This window comes from Salmonella sp. FC25216 (genome assembly GCF_057751355.1).
In genome coordinates, this window is sequence record NZ_JBDGON010000002.1 from 275,863 (window position 1) to 289,362 (window position 13,500).

The window sequence follows — 13,500 nt, forward strand, 5'->3', positions numbered from 1 at the left end:
ATTAAATAATGGTGCGAGCAGATTATACAAGTCTTATGATTATAAGCCTGATACGTTTATATAGAACTGACCTTTACCTTCATCAGTTTTCTGAATCCGATAGGTGATTGGTAGGGAATTTTGCAGGTCAGGTTTTGTGAACGTTAAATCAGCCGCACACTGATAAACATCAAGCCCTGATTCATGGCTTATTGTTCTGACATTTTCAACAGAAATCCGCACATCCTTATCCAGTGTCATGCCCTTCTCGATAGTCTTTCTTGCAATATCCACGACCAGGTTTTTTGCATCATCACTACTACATTTTGGCGTTTTCTCGCCGCAGCCAGCCAGCAAACCAGCAGCAATTAATACCAGAAGCATTGTTCTTTTCATCTAAAGTTCCTTCGTTAATTAATGATACTTTTATTTCTTATTAAATAGACCATCTATTGTGCCTGCCGCAGAAGCCCCGCAGTATCCTTCGCAGCCACGAGTCATAACGCTGGTCTTGCCGTTATTCAGTTCACTGATTATTACGACACACTGGCTGGCATTGTCATTCCATATCCATCGATGCTTCTGGCTTTCTCCGGCAGCTATTTGCTGTGCTGTTCCCTCTATATTGCATACGCCCGAACCATCCCCCGTTGAGGCATTAATGTTGAACTCAGCATTACCCTTTCCCGGATTCAGGGTTAGAACCGCTCCGGGTTTTACGTACTGCGCTGCTGCTACAGGTAGCGTTATGGCTGCCATCAATAAGGCCAACAGTTTTCTGTTCATTAATTAATTCCCTGTTAAGTGATACGGATGTTTTTGGCGATTTTCCCTAGTGCAAGCGGTCTGCGTTTTTCCACAAAGAAATAAACGACATTGAATGCGGACTTGCGATGATTCCCTCGACCGAGAGAGGGCCAGTTGCGGAAAGATTCGATCTGTTCTTCTGAGTAGGGCGTGTCAGAGAAGTCAAACAGCACAAGCAAGGCTTTGCCGTCGTGCTTCATCAATTTCTTTACTTCTGTACTGTTGACGGTCGCGGAGACATTGGAACGTGCCGCAGTTGGTTTACGTACTGCAAACTCAACGGCTACATCATCAATGACAAAATCAATGTAACCATGCCCGGATACAGTTCCTGGCAGCTTGCTTTTTACTTCCGGTGAGACATTATCTGCAAACCAACCCAGCAAATAGCAACGTACCAGAGGCAGTAATTCCCGCTCGCTACATTCGTTCAGACGCAGGGTTTTGACGAACTCCTTGCGATAAAGAGAACTGAAAAAATACTCAAAGCATTCTGTTATTTCAGTGATGGTGGTTGCCATGGCTGCATTCTTTACCTGCTATTAGATCCATTTTTAAGGGCATACCTTTCCGGCCATAATGTTTCCGGTGTCGTATCCAGAGCCCCGGCAATAATGCGCTCAGCTCTGGGGTAATGACGCTCTAAGGCATTATTTAATGTACGTGGCGCAAGGCCATGACTGCGTGAAAGTGACGCCAGCGTTAACCCTCGCTTGTGAAGTGCTGCCACAATATCGGCACGATGCCAGTTCCCTGAACTTCCTTTGCTTTGCTTTTTCTGCGATGCTGTTGAGTTACGCACAGTATTAACTCCATGGAATCAGTACATGGATATTAAATGCGAATAAAAGATACCTTTCAAGTTCTTTTGGTATCTATTTATGGGTTTTCATATTAACGCATTGATATCTGGTGAAATTTATATGAGCAGCAAGAAAGCAGTATCGTCTATACCGACCCATCCTGAAGCTTCTGTTGAAGAGGGAAAAGACTGGCTGACAGCAGAGGAATTCACTCATATTGAGGGGATGCCGGGCACTGCGCGTGGCGCCAGGATGCGCCTGGAGAAGCTGGCATCTCTGCACCCGGAAATACGTCGTAAAAGGACTGCCGGGAAAGGCGTGGTTTACCATATCAGCGCAGCCACAATGTCGCTTGATGATGAGAGAAACAGGGCTAAGGGTGAAGCGTTTACTCTCACCGACAGCGATCGCCAGCTTAGCCTCTGGATACAGTTGTATCGCAATATGTCGCCAGCTTCGCGGGCGCAACTGATGGAGCAGGCCCTTAGGATGGTAAAAGATGATCTGATGTCTAAGGGGCCTGAAGTTTCTGAGCTGGCGGTACAAATCATGAAGCTGCCCGAAGATAAGCGTAAGAGCCTCTTTGAAAAGCTGAATGGGAAGGTGTGATAACGTCAGTTTTCCGCCATGCCAGACAGAAGGAACCACCCCGGAATCCTGACCTGTCTGACATGGCAGAATGGAAAGTATGCCATCACTTAATAATGAATAAAAACCTATTGTCAGTTATTTCATTTCTGAACTACATATTAGTTTCTCGTTGTTACTATTTGCATTGAAATCATATTTTTGATATAATACTATTGCTGATGAACTATATTTTACCCAGTCAGTACGTTGTCATGCACTTACCATTTATTCGGTGATTAAACCCCACCTGTGCTGGTGCAGACATAACGTCTTATCATAATATGTTGAACAGGAAAATCACTGATGAATATTCTCCATCAGGAAGGGCTAGTTATGCCCGTCGATCAGGAATTAATAAGTATCATAATAAATGAAACGGGAAATCCACTGCCGCATAAAGCCAAAATCACAGCCCTCAGTCTGTTATTTAAAGACCTGACTTACAGCGCCGAAAAGGGCGGTTATCATCCCGTCGAAATACGGCTTATTTCTCGCAATGACGAATTGTATTTCGATTACATCACCGACTTCAGTTACATGGGAGTGGTGTCCCCCGAACTGGAAAAGGAAATTGATATCAGCTGGAGTCAGCAATATGTCTTTCTGGCTCATGTTGGTGACCTGCCTGTTAACGCCGGAAGGGAGCTGTTTGAACTCTGGCAATCCAACTTTATTCAGTATCATGCCATGAACGTCTACACCATTACCGTCCTGTGGGAAAGCTAATCCCTCTGCACTAACTATCACTACTTTATGGGGAATTATCTGTGAGAACTGACAGAGGGATACGTGCGTCTCAACAGGGCGAACTGGACTGTCTTTGCGGTGCTTATTGCGTGGTTAACATGCTGAGCTGGCTGTTTGACGGCAGGGTGAAACGACGCCCGTTAATGAACCGGCTTATTCAGACTTATCAGCAGCGCTGGCCTTTGCAGGAATGGCTGACTGAAGGGATTGAAGAAGACCGTTTAGACTGGCTGATAGCTCAGGTGTTGCAGAAAGGACATTACAGCCGCCAGTTCCCGGTTCAAATCACCAGACCCTTTGCCGGGAAGCGGGGATTATCAGACGGGCGGCTTTTCAGGGAAATGCAGCGGTTTCTGGACGTCACTGACTATTCCCGCCTGATTATGCTCAGCGACCAGTTTCACTGGTCCCTTCTGGTCAAAATGGATGAAGAAACGCTCTGCTTCTTCGACAGCAACGGGCGAACCACCATGCCACGTAAAGCTTTCTCCCTGCGTACTGGCGTAACCCGCCGCCAGCTGTTTCCCGACGCCATTTACTTCATTGAACGGGAGTTCTGAAATGACCATGTTTACCCAACGTGAAACCCTTATCCTCGACCAGGCGCGTGACATTATCAGTAGATACTACCAGCGTGGGGTTCAGCTCTGCTCCCCTGATGATGTCCGGCGGTGTGTGATGGTTGAGCTGGCCCCGCTTGAACATGAAGAGTTTGGCATCATCCTGCTCGATAATCAGAATCAGCTGCTGCACCGTGAAATCCTGTTCAGGGGTACGTTAAACTCGGTCAGCGTTCACCCCCGTGAAGTTATCAAACGCGTACTGAAACATAACGCCGCCGCAGCCATCCTTGTCCACAACCACCCCAGCGGCGAGCCTGAACCCAGCCGTTGCGATATCAAGTTGACTAAAAAACTACAGGAGTTGCTGGAAATGCTGGATGTGCGGTTGCTTGACCACTTTATCGTGGCAGGGACTGAAACGGTGTCGATGGCTGAACGGGGGCTGGTGTGATGCTGAAAGTTACCTGGTTTAATGTACGTTATTGCGGGTTAGGCGCATGAACAGGACAGTGTTACGCCAGGTCGTTTCGGTGGTACAAACAACCGTGTTTGATGCGTATATTGGCGGTCTGGCACCATCGGGTCGGCGGGGTATCACCAGTCTGTTGAACCGCAGTGCCCGCATACTCAAACGTGGTGCGGATGCAGCAGATTATCCGTGGGAACAACTCAACTACGCCGCCGTCGCTAAAGTGCGCGCGGCACTGCTGGATGACGGTTACGCCGTGTCGTCGGTCAATATGGCGTTATCAGCATTGCGGGGTGTGGCGCAGACAGCCTTTAACCTCAATTGTATGGATGCCGAAGCGCTGGCACGTATACGGTCAGTGAAGCGTGTGAGCGGCGATATCCAGCGTAAGGGAAGGGCGCTGGACAAGCAGGAAATCAGAGCACTGATTCAGGCCGCAAAACAGCATCCGCAACCGGTACGGCGCTACCGTGATGCCGCTATTGTGCTGATGCTTTGCGGAACGGGGCTGCGGGCCGGGGAACTGGTTAAACTTGAGCGCCGGGACTATGACAACGGCATCCTGACGGTGAGACAGGGGAAGGGGCGTAAATACCGTGAAATTCATGTGGCGGATGCAGTGGATAAGGCCATCCGCGCATGGGTTAAAGTCAGCGCAAACGAAGCTGAAAACGCACTGTTCAGCCGTATTCAGCGCAACGGGAAGACCGCCACCCAACCTCTGACAACAACCGGATTAACGGGTATCCTGGCTGAGTTACAGCAAACGGCAGGCATAGCACGTTTTACTCCGCATGATATGCGGCGCACCTTCATCACCCGTTTACTGGAGCAGGGCGTGGATATCAATACCGTACGCCAGTTGGCAGGCCACAGCGACATATCCACGACAACCCGATACGACTATCGTAATGAGGACATGAAAATCAGTGCCAGCAAAGGGATTAATTGCTTTTAACAATTAATCTATTTTCTTTACTGATTTCGATCGTTAGCAATCTTCATTCTACACTGTTAATGCACTGGGCGCAGGTCGGTTGATTCATTTTCTGTTTTGCATTTATGAATCCCCATTCTTATAAACACACTCTCGATGATAACGCATATAAGATTGCTGTAATTTATTCAGTGTCCCAATGTTAACAGGTAATTTTATTTTCCATACAGACAAAACGTTCATGACAATTTCATCGGTAAAAAGTAAGTCGCCGTCGTCATTGAATGAAATCCAACCCTGGTCAAATAATCGATCAAGATGTGGAGACATCCAAAGACCGTTGTTTCCATCTAGACATTCATTATGTGTATCGCAATCTCGCCATGGCTTAATGTGGCTTGCCGTCAGAAATCTTGTATCTTGAACTCCAGTGATTCTGCATCTTTTTTCCACTTCAGAAAGTTTTCGACGGTAAATGCCATGTCCTTGGCGCGCGTAGATCATTTGTTCTTTTATCTTTTTATTTATTTTCTTATCATTATTAATGGCGTTAACACGGGCCTCCTCTTTCTTGATTATCTGGGGGACTATATCTAGGGCAGATGATTTCTTTTTGATGTGCCATATGTCGTGTAATGGGGCTTGGTAAAAATCGATTTTCGTGGTTCCCAGTATCTGTTCTTGCTGCTTACGGATAGCTAGTAACCTTCTGTCAATCTTCCATAGTTCCATTTTGCGCAAATTTTTTACAGCGACATTATCAAAAGTACTAACAATTTTCAGACGATGCTCACCACTAGTAATACGCTCGAAGTCATCAGGAAATAAGAGATATAACAGAATGTGTCGAAATTGCCTGCGTCTACTCTCTGGTGTCTTTTCAAGCCAGAATGCCAGCTCCCATCCATCGTTTAGCACCTTATTTCTTGCTGCTAACGGAAGTGAAAGCAACTTTCCCGTTATCTCAATTAAATAGGATAACTCCCGCCACCGGTTAGTATTATAACCAATGCTAGTATTGGCATAGCCAGCCAGAGTTTCATCAGATAGAAGGTTATGCCCTTTATTGAAAGGTGAGCCGGACCACTCCCATACCTGAGCAACATTCTCGATTTTTGTTCTTTCAGTGATGTTTATGGATGGTAATAACAGAACCCACATCATTTCTGCGACGAGGCAAATAACATCAGGATAATTAACACCAAGTTGGCCTTTTAACTTTTCAAAAAAGTCTTTATTGCTCTCATCTGGATTGTTAACATATAGTTCTAATAAAATGTTTGCATTTTTGGTAGTCCACAGTTTTTTCTTGCTAAAAATAGATCTGTTTTTTAAAAGACACTCATTTTTCCAATGCGCTACTGCACGAAGTAAGGGGGGAAGGTTAAGAACTTCACCAATGTATTGGCTCATAAATGGCTCCTCTAGCAGACATTCCATGAGAACATACAGCGCGACATTTTGCCAGAGGATTGGAAGCGCAACTCTAAAGAGTGTGACATGGGGGCAATATCGTAGTGCAAACAAAATGTGACTACCCGAAAGGATGTAATATCGTTACAAGTGACGCTAAAGTAATCTTGTACGCATTCATTTCTCGTTTTTATTACCATTTATCTTGGTGGTGAGCTGCTAGGATGTATACGTAACTTCATTCATTTTGTTTGTTTTCGATTTTTACCAAAAGCCTCAGGACTCTCGCCGGGTTTAGCATCTTTTCTACGTCCTTCTCTGTCCATGCTTTAGGGTCCATTTTTTGGTCTGTCAGGACATCTGCAATAGCGCCAGGCCTGTCAAATCCTCTGGCGATCATGGTCTCCCTGATGGTTTCGTTATCCTTGCCTCTCATTTTCAAACGATGAACATGTTTGAAAACTCGAATCAGCTCCTTAGCTGGAGCAGTTCGAGGATTGAATACATAAACAATGTAATGAGCATCAATCAGCCTGGCCAGTACATCACTGAAGCGCCGACCTGTCCCTGATTTCCTTGTAAGCATGTCCTCATGATCATAGAACACACATAACTCCCGCAACCTCGCCTTAACCTGTTCATTCATATTGATCGTGAAAGCACTTCCAATCTCCTCTTCAAGGTTTTCCCGACTGGCTAAAACCCGGATCACGGCATCGCTTGTTTCCTTATTTCTCACTAGACCCCCCATGTTGTAATCAACCATTCATACAGAAAAGCAACAGTTGCTTTGTTAAGGGATTAAGCCTGAACTGATCCACAAAAGCAACGGTTGCAAGTTTAATTTTTCGATTATGCAACAGTTGCTTTTGGTGTTTTTGACCAAAATAGGGGTGGAAATGATGGTTGTAAAAGCCTGTTCGCATCAGCCGATGCGTAACTTAAACAGGTGCGCTATGACCACAATTCGTATCATCAAAGTTCCGGAAGTTCTTGAACGTTGCGCCATGAGCAGGGCTTCACTCTACAGAATGCTCCAGCGTAATGAATTTCCCCGGCAGGTTCGTATAGGTATCCGCTCTATAGGATTCTACGAGCACGAAGTTAACCAGTGGCTGACTGACCGCCAGCGTGTTCAGTAAGTGCATGAACGTCTAACAGCACGTTATTCACGCACGTATAACCATGAACAGAGAACATATCAGCCAATGCTGACACTGGTTTAACTAATCGATCGATTCATCACAGTTACTACTGATAGCTGATAGCTGATGGGATGCTGGTGCTCTCTGTTCCTCAATCGGGTTAGTCCCTGATACGGAACACCAATGAAAAAGAACAAGTTACTTAACAAGAAGAATGTTGAATTTAGTCCATCAGGTAAGATTTGCGACAGTCTTGAGGGACATGAGATGAAGCTGCGTATCGACTGGCTTTCAATAGTATCCCGCTTCCACAGTGAGGAAGAGAAAACTGCATTTGTTCAGAAGTTGCAGTCTTTACCGGAACGGGAGTGGAAAAACTATGTTGTGCAGGAGAAATCTCCTCGGAACGCAACGGGGACATGTCACCCTTACAAGTATGGTTTGTGCATTTCACGTAATGAACCTAATGCACCAATGCTGGCATATCTCATGTGGGGGCCAAAAGCACTAGGAACTGGTGGGTTCAGTATCCAGTTTCATCCCCAACACATGAGGGGTAAACGGATGGATCTACTGCTTAAATGGTTGAGTGACCGTCTCGGTGACACTTTCAATCATCTGCTGGCGCGAGCATGGGTCACCCGGCTTGATATCGCTCTGGATATCTATGGGTGCAAGTTGAATGACTATCTTTGGGGGTTAAAAAAGTCATCGATTTATAAAGACTACGATAATGATAAAGGGTTGCCGGGGCTATCCCTTGGGGCGTTTGACTCGAAACTGTCAGTGTTAATCTATGGCAAGATTGATGTTGCGCACTTTAAGCGGATTGCATTCCCTGAGCGCGCAGGATATGTGAATGAAAAAGGGAGGCGTAAACGGGAGTATTTCCTTGAAATTGACAAGGAAAAACATCCGCAGTTTCTACGTGTTGAAGTGCGTATACAACCTGAGTCTACTGGCCCCGGTAAGCGAGGATGCAAGCAAAAAGCGCTGATGTTGTCGGACCTCTCAAAGCTCAAACATCCCTTTGAGCGTCTGTTGGTGTATAAGCGCAAACTGGAGGGGGAACTAATGAATGCTGTTTTTACCAATGACCGCCCTAAAACTAATGGGATCAAAGCATGGACAAATGCATCGAGCGATGGCGATTCAAAGGGACGTCTGGCCCGTAAATTCACCAAACTCCTGTACCTTAATGAGGTAGAGCTGTTTAACAAGCATGACGTCTGGTCTTTTTGGCCTGTCTGCATAGCTAAGCTGGGGCAGGCTATTGGTGGATTAAAGTCAGAATTTGCGACCGGGGAAGAGATGGCTGTCAGCCAGCTTGTTGAAGATACACGCAAACGAAAGCGCAAAACGCGGCGTCATAAACGTCAGGAACAGGAACATCCAAAACGGTAGTTCAAGCATTAACCATTGATGGCGGTCTTTTTGGCCGCCATATCTTTGGCTTTTATACTCGGTGAGAAGGTTCTTCATCCCTCTTGTGTCGCTGAATTCTTCCCTCAATACCGCCTAACGTGGCTGAGTTTTGGCATGGTAGATCGGCTAACTACCGCTGCTGTTTAGTGTCAGATCCGCACCTCGTACAATGGTAGGGGAAAACCGGCGATGGCTTTCTCTGACTCTGATAGTTGCAAGGATCGGCGGTTTTGAGCAAATTCGAGGTTTCAAAAGATCAAATTCCATAATGTGTACATGTGTCTACAACCGCTATTGAATATTACCGGGGAGAAGTCGTTCCGCTTTATAACCGGTAACGTTTTACGTATCCGCTAATCCCATTCTGATCAAGCTGATATTTAATCTCTATTTACGTCTACAAGGTATATAGACGTATCTATTATGCTCTGTATACACTCTATCTCTATATTATTGTATATATGTCATTACATACTATAGCCATTATCAAGTATCAGCTATCATGAGGCTCCAGCCTCCAATATTATGATCATTATCCAGCATCTGAACCTTGTTGGGTTCACACAAGATTTGAGTAATTCAGTTGTAAATAAATGGGGTCAGGGCATGGTGCTTTGATCTCTATATACAGGTGGATTATGGAACCATACATTACGCGTAACAATATCCTTGTGACAGGTTCAACGCTGGACTATTTCAAATCGGTCGTTTTCAATATTCCTTATAATGGTGTGCCAAGTTTACGGCGCCCCTTTTATCGTAATATTGCAGTATTTCTCCAGCACGTTATTTGTGTTGCTACCTGTAGTCATAAGAACAAGAAGAAAGCAAAGATCAAAGCGAATAAAAAATGGTCTTATTCTGTGCCAGTACCATTTGAGCTGGGTAGAGAGAAACTTCCCGGAGTATTTAAGAAAAGTGGGCCTACGCATGAACGTGCAATGGAGGCACTGGCAAGCGCGGGAATCATAAAACTAACCGGGTATTCAAATACTAATCATTTATGCCGGGAATATGCTGTTTCTCAACGTTTCCTGCGTAAGCTGTTTGGCAACGACCGCGAGGCATACCTTAGCCGCCAGGATCGTTACCATTATCTGACTGACATTTTCACCAAGCGTAAAAGCTACTCATTTGATGATCTGATTGGAGTTGCGATCGACCGTGGGCAGAACGCTAAACATCACCAGTCTAAACGCGATATCCCTAACGCTGCCTTCAGAGAACTGGTAGTAGATGTCTGGGACAACCTTGAGCCGCTTGAAATCAATCTGGATGCACTGTTGGATTTCTATAACGAGTATCCCACCAAGAAGAACAAAATATTCATTTTCAACTTCCTGTCGCGACTGGCTGAAACAGGCGTGGATTTGGTGAAGGAGTCACCGTTAACGGTTTCTTACAGGCAATCGTATAAAACCGCGTTCATTGGCGGAAGATCCTTTGAGGTTGGTACGGGCTTTCAAAGTCTGCCGTCTGGCATGAAGTGGGCGAGTCTGGCTCGTGGTGTGAACTATGATATTAAGGGATGCCAGCTTGAGATACTACGACATGAGTTGTTGAGTATTGGCATTTCGGCCAAGTCGCTGGAAGTGCTGGAAACAGGCTATATCTGCCGGGTATTGCGTATTGCTGAAGAACTGGTGAAACAATTCAGGTTTTCTAGCGTATTCAACGCCGGGTTCGTTACTCTATCACTTAAATCCAGTACCCGACGCTTGCTGAACCGTGAGCTAGGTAAGGTAGAAGCAAAGCGAGTACTGAAACGCTGGAAGCACCTTCTGAAACCCCTGAGGCGAGATCTGGCTTTACTGCTGGATCATTACGAAGGCATAGCAAAAACCAATCGTTACGGCAAATGCGTTACCAACGCGGTAGGGCAGCCATTCAACATTACCTACAAAGATGTGGCTACGCGTAAACGCAGGAAGTCAGATGTGATGCGCCGAAAGCTGCTTTCGCACATGTTACAGGGACTGGAAAGCCGGGCTGTTTACGATTACGTTGCCAGTCATAAGGGCGTTTGCGCACTGGAGCACGATGGGTTTGTTTCATATAAAGAGGTCACTGACTGGTCCCATCCATATCTGTTGATTGAGAAAAAGCATTAAGGGGAGCCACTCAGTCAATTACAGCTTATCCCGGTTGATAAACAAGACGGGACATTTAGCACTTTCATGATATGCATAGCCGGCAGGTGATCTTAGCCTGCTTTCAGCGATGAACCACAAAATATTCCCCTTTTGTTACTTTGATATGATTGCTCAAAATGGGTGGTAACACTGAGATCGTTGAAATGACTGCATGTTACATTGTTACTTTTGTTACCGTTGAAAACATCAAGTTGGAGAGCTAAATGGATTGGCCAAAGGAGTACAGCAAGACGACTCAAGCGGTAAGAGATGCGGCGTATAAACACTACTATGTTGAAGCAATCACCCGGTCGGTTCTACTACCGGGACAGGAGAAAACCGCTTATCACGATGGACTACTAACGACGGATTATTACCTTTTCCTGTTTACCAGCAGGGAGAATCCGAAGCTTACAGGATATTTTACCTGTGGCATGTACGCAGCAAAGGGGTGGTTCGAGTTGAACGGACAGCGACCTGAGGAAATTTCATCGTACAATCCCCTTACGGGCGAGTCCTCCGGTGGTAGTAAAAAGAGTGGCTGCGGGATTACTAAACCGCTGAAAGCTGAATCAGATCCAAGAATGAAACGTCTTATCAGGGTACTCCAGACGTTCATTTCTCTGACGGACGATGAGAAAAGGAAAATCAAAGGTGAATCAACCACACTGACTGTTCTACAGAAGCTCATAAAAGCGTCAAAAGATGCCCCCAGCACGTCAAATATCAGGTCGGTAAATACCACTCTGTACAAAGCGCTCAAGGATGGTCGTCATGGTGGTGCCCGTACATTCACTCAACTAGTTGATCATTACGAGGTTCTTCTTGGTGTGACTTTCAAGAAGATATCTATTGATGATTTCAATCAGGAGATCGACGATACCCGCAACAAGTCAGCGACATATCCGTATATTCCTTTGGCATCATTCTGAAATGGAGGGCTCCGGTCCTGTCTGCTATTGGCCCATCGATCAAGCACAGTGGGCGGCAGCTCTACTAGAAGCGAGGGGCAGGGGACCGCTTCTGGTTCGAGGCGGCCGAAGTCACTGAGCAGAAGGTCCGCAGTGAGCGAGGAATGGAAGTTCGTTTTCAGGTAACATACTCCCTCTGAAAGAGAATGGGGCGTCTAAGCGGGATACTTATAACGATTCTTGCCGTATTCACAGTAAGCACACTGTTTGGCGTATTTTTATTCGAATAGCAAACACTAATAAAAGGAATTCTCATGAACAATATTCCCTCTATGCCGCAGTTAGGGATTTATGTCTCAAAAATCGATCCCACCCTTCGCATCACTGTAACCGACGTTGATATTGTTGATGACGATGATGAGTCTCCTGATGATGAATTGTTTTATTTAGTCCGCTGGATCGAGGGGGAAGATGAAAGTGATATGTCGGCGATGGAATTTGAGCTAGACCCAGTAGAGTGGCATGCTTTTGTTGAGTCTGAGCAATTAGTGTTTGAGCGCGATCCATACATGGATTCAGCCCCCGAAAATTCAAACCTTGCGAAAATCCGGGATTTACTCATGAAGACTAAACAGAATGATCGTTCGTAAGCACCTATCAGGAAAGTGGTTTAGCGAGTGTTATCTATTTAGGGCAAGCGGCAAACTGATTCGCATGCAATTTGCCACCAAAGGTGAAGCACTTTCACATGAACGCTGTATAATAAATAGCGTATTCGACCTGCAGTTTAATACCCGACTTGTACGGGGTTTGTATTTTACGAACCTCAATCTTAATTCAGGAGTAAGATAGTGGACACTTTGTCTATTAAAGGTATTTTTGAAGTTTTTGTTAACAATTGGGTTCCTGGTATCTTCACCTTCTTTTTAGGTATCTGTTACTCAAATATCGTTGAAAAAAAGAAACTTAAGCAGAAGCTAAAGAACGATATTCTTGAGATCTTCATACCGGTCTTTAATGCAGGGAACGAGATCTCATTCGAAATCGCGGAAAATGCTTGCAGGAAGATGAAAGGTACCTTTCAGGCATACAAGAGAATATATCCAGGTATCTTCAACAAAGAGGTAGAGAGTGAACTTGAAGACCTACTTAAAGATGGTTTCCTCATAAATGGTGAAGTTAATCCGCATTACTTTGAACCAGCCAATATTGAGAATCTGATTAAAAAATTGTAGTTTCGTTCAAACCCCCGCTCTTGCGGAGTATTTGCATCATGTGTCAATAGCGGCTATTTGATTTGCTTTCAGTTGTTCCACTCAATCGACTATTAGCTACTGCCGCTTTCGGCACGAAGCGGAGTGGGCTTAAGGTCCGCTGTGAGCAATAAGAGGAAGTTCACAGCGTTTAATATATTGGCGAAAGCTTTACTAAAATAGTGGTGTATAAATAGTTAGTATCATATGTCGTGCGTATTTTTATGTAAAAATTAAATCGTTCAACCTGAAATTAATTTTCATACTATCATGCATCCTTGGGAAT

The 13,500-nt window shown here is 45.2% G+C and carries 18 protein-coding genes; 12 read left to right on the plus strand and 6 right to left on the minus strand.

Annotated features, from left to right (window positions below; translation table 11 throughout):
- Nucleotides 1–39: 39 nt before the first annotated feature.
- The 4 genes from AC3G3F_RS04670 to AC3G3F_RS04685 are packed head-to-tail and all read right to left on the minus strand — an operon-like array spanning nt 40 to nt 1,516.
- A complete protein-coding gene (locus AC3G3F_RS04670; protein ID WP_001543668.1) occupies nt 40–375 on the minus strand; it encodes a hypothetical protein in 336 nt (111 codons plus the stop codon).
- A gap of 30 nt (nt 376–405) precedes the next feature.
- Complete coding sequence (locus AC3G3F_RS04675) at nt 406–765, minus strand: acyl-CoA dehydrogenase (protein WP_488394543.1); 360 nt, start codon at nt 763–765, stop codon at nt 406–408.
- 14 nt (nt 766–779) lie between these two features.
- Nucleotides 780–1,307: a hypothetical protein gene (locus AC3G3F_RS04680; RefSeq protein WP_488394545.1), complete on the minus strand. Its 528-nt coding sequence runs from the start codon at nt 1,305–1,307 to the stop codon at nt 780–782.
- Between the two features lie 11 nt (nt 1,308–1,318).
- The gene (locus tag AC3G3F_RS04685) at nt 1,319–1,516 is read right to left on the minus strand and encodes a helix-turn-helix domain-containing protein (protein WP_488394547.1); all 198 of its coding nucleotides are present in this window, start codon (nt 1,514–1,516) and stop codon (nt 1,319–1,321) included.
- Here AC3G3F_RS04685 and AC3G3F_RS04690 point away from each other — a divergent pair.
- From AC3G3F_RS04690 to AC3G3F_RS04715, 6 genes are all read left to right on the plus strand, one after another.
- Complete coding sequence (locus AC3G3F_RS04690; RefSeq protein WP_488394549.1) at nt 1,444–1,596, plus strand: hypothetical protein; 153 nt, start codon at nt 1,444–1,446, stop codon at nt 1,594–1,596. The genes AC3G3F_RS04685 and AC3G3F_RS04690 overlap by 73 nt on opposite strands.
- A gap of 113 nt (nt 1,597–1,709) precedes the next feature.
- Nucleotides 1,710–2,198: a hypothetical protein gene (locus tag AC3G3F_RS04695; RefSeq protein ID WP_181856183.1), complete on the plus strand. Its 489-nt coding sequence runs from the start codon at nt 1,710–1,712 to the stop codon at nt 2,196–2,198.
- Nucleotides 2,199–2,552: 354 nt separating this feature from the next.
- Nucleotides 2,553–2,945 carry a DUF2787 family protein gene (locus tag AC3G3F_RS04700; RefSeq protein ID WP_488394661.1) on the plus strand — a complete coding sequence of 131 codons (393 nt, stop codon included), beginning with the start codon at nt 2,553–2,555 and terminating at the stop codon, nt 2,943–2,945.
- Between the two features lie 119 nt (nt 2,946–3,064).
- Nucleotides 3,065–3,526, plus strand: a complete 462-nt coding sequence (locus tag AC3G3F_RS04705; RefSeq protein WP_114847925.1) for a hypothetical protein — start codon at nt 3,065–3,067, stop codon at nt 3,524–3,526.
- Between the two features lies 1 nt (nt 3,527).
- Nucleotides 3,528–3,980 carry a RadC family protein gene (gene radC, locus AC3G3F_RS04710; RefSeq protein ID WP_407131125.1) on the plus strand — a complete coding sequence of 151 codons (453 nt, stop codon included), beginning with the start codon at nt 3,528–3,530 and terminating at the stop codon, nt 3,978–3,980.
- A 46-nt stretch (nt 3,981–4,026) separates the two neighbouring features.
- On the plus strand, nt 4,027–4,956 hold the full coding sequence (locus tag AC3G3F_RS04715) for a tyrosine-type recombinase/integrase (protein ID WP_488394551.1): 930 nt from the start codon (nt 4,027–4,029) through the stop codon (nt 4,954–4,956).
- Between the two features lie 102 nt (nt 4,957–5,058).
- On the opposite strand, the gene AC3G3F_RS04720 is transcribed toward AC3G3F_RS04715, so the two are convergent.
- Together AC3G3F_RS04720 and AC3G3F_RS04725 are read right to left on the minus strand one after the other, a co-directional pair.
- Nucleotides 5,059–6,348, minus strand: coding sequence for an HNH endonuclease (locus tag AC3G3F_RS04720; protein ID WP_241176864.1), 1,290 nt, complete (start codon nt 6,346–6,348; stop codon nt 5,059–5,061).
- Nucleotides 6,349–6,586: 238 nt separating this feature from the next.
- The gene (locus tag AC3G3F_RS04725; protein ID WP_241176865.1) at nt 6,587–7,087 is read right to left on the minus strand and encodes a hypothetical protein; all 501 of its coding nucleotides are present in this window, start codon (nt 7,085–7,087) and stop codon (nt 6,587–6,589) included.
- Between the two features lie 217 nt (nt 7,088–7,304).
- On the opposite strand from AC3G3F_RS04725, the gene AC3G3F_RS04730 reads away from it, so the two are divergent.
- The 6 genes from AC3G3F_RS04730 (at nt 7,305) to AC3G3F_RS04755 (ending at nt 13,196) form a co-directional block, all read left to right on the plus strand.
- Nucleotides 7,305–7,490: a helix-turn-helix transcriptional regulator gene (locus AC3G3F_RS04730; RefSeq protein WP_154188293.1), complete on the plus strand. Its 186-nt coding sequence runs from the start codon at nt 7,305–7,307 to the stop codon at nt 7,488–7,490.
- A 186-nt stretch (nt 7,491–7,676) separates the two neighbouring features.
- Entirely contained in the window at nt 7,677–8,897 is a 1,221-nt protein-coding gene (locus tag AC3G3F_RS04735) for a hypothetical protein (RefSeq protein WP_241176866.1), read from the plus strand.
- Nucleotides 8,898–9,556: 659 nt separating this feature from the next.
- Complete coding sequence (locus tag AC3G3F_RS04740) at nt 9,557–11,029, plus strand: hypothetical protein (RefSeq protein WP_488394554.1); 1,473 nt, start codon at nt 9,557–9,559, stop codon at nt 11,027–11,029.
- 245 nt (nt 11,030–11,274) lie between these two features.
- Complete coding sequence (locus AC3G3F_RS04745) at nt 11,275–11,982, plus strand: hypothetical protein (protein WP_049269369.1); 708 nt, start codon at nt 11,275–11,277, stop codon at nt 11,980–11,982.
- A gap of 293 nt (nt 11,983–12,275) precedes the next feature.
- Entirely contained in the window at nt 12,276–12,611 is a 336-nt protein-coding gene (locus AC3G3F_RS04750; protein ID WP_049269370.1) for a DUF8087 domain-containing protein, read from the plus strand.
- Nucleotides 12,612–12,812: 201 nt separating this feature from the next.
- On the plus strand, nt 12,813–13,196 hold the full coding sequence (locus AC3G3F_RS04755; protein ID WP_099660065.1) for a hypothetical protein: 384 nt from the start codon (nt 12,813–12,815) through the stop codon (nt 13,194–13,196).
- The last annotated feature ends 304 nt before the right edge of the window (nt 13,197–13,500 follow it).

What these genes read in the sequence shown, in the direction of transcription:
- AC3G3F_RS04670 (WP_001543668.1), bottom strand. Translation starts at nt 375, where the DNA reads ATGAAAAGAACAATGCTTCTGGTATTAATTGCTGCTGGTTTGCTGGCT.
- AC3G3F_RS04675 (WP_488394543.1), bottom strand. Translation starts at nt 765, where the DNA reads ATGAACAGAAAACTGTTGGCCTTATTGATGGCAGCCATAACGCTACCT.
- AC3G3F_RS04680 (WP_488394545.1), bottom strand. Translation starts at nt 1,307, where the DNA reads ATGGCAACCACCATCACTGAAATAACAGAATGCTTTGAGTATTTTTTC.
- AC3G3F_RS04690 (WP_488394549.1), top strand. Translation starts at nt 1,444, where the DNA reads ATGTACGTGGCGCAAGGCCATGACTGCGTGAAAGTGACGCCAGCGTTA.
- AC3G3F_RS04695 (WP_181856183.1), top strand. Translation starts at nt 1,710, where the DNA reads ATGAGCAGCAAGAAAGCAGTATCGTCTATACCGACCCATCCTGAAGCT.
- AC3G3F_RS04700 (WP_488394661.1), top strand. Translation starts at nt 2,553, where the DNA reads ATGCCCGTCGATCAGGAATTAATAAGTATCATAATAAATGAAACGGGA.
- AC3G3F_RS04705 (WP_114847925.1), top strand. Translation starts at nt 3,065, where the DNA reads ATGCTGAGCTGGCTGTTTGACGGCAGGGTGAAACGACGCCCGTTAATG.
- radC (WP_407131125.1), top strand. Translation starts at nt 3,528, where the DNA reads ATGACCATGTTTACCCAACGTGAAACCCTTATCCTCGACCAGGCGCGT.
- AC3G3F_RS04715 (WP_488394551.1), top strand. Translation starts at nt 4,027, where the DNA reads ATGAACAGGACAGTGTTACGCCAGGTCGTTTCGGTGGTACAAACAACC.
- AC3G3F_RS04720 (WP_241176864.1), bottom strand. Translation starts at nt 6,348, where the DNA reads ATGAGCCAATACATTGGTGAAGTTCTTAACCTTCCCCCCTTACTTCGT.
- AC3G3F_RS04730 (WP_154188293.1), top strand. Translation starts at nt 7,305, where the DNA reads ATGACCACAATTCGTATCATCAAAGTTCCGGAAGTTCTTGAACGTTGC.
- AC3G3F_RS04735 (WP_241176866.1), top strand. Translation starts at nt 7,677, where the DNA reads ATGAAAAAGAACAAGTTACTTAACAAGAAGAATGTTGAATTTAGTCCA.
- AC3G3F_RS04740 (WP_488394554.1), top strand. Translation starts at nt 9,557, where the DNA reads ATGGAACCATACATTACGCGTAACAATATCCTTGTGACAGGTTCAACG.
- AC3G3F_RS04745 (WP_049269369.1), top strand. Translation starts at nt 11,275, where the DNA reads ATGGATTGGCCAAAGGAGTACAGCAAGACGACTCAAGCGGTAAGAGAT.
- AC3G3F_RS04750 (WP_049269370.1), top strand. Translation starts at nt 12,276, where the DNA reads ATGAACAATATTCCCTCTATGCCGCAGTTAGGGATTTATGTCTCAAAA.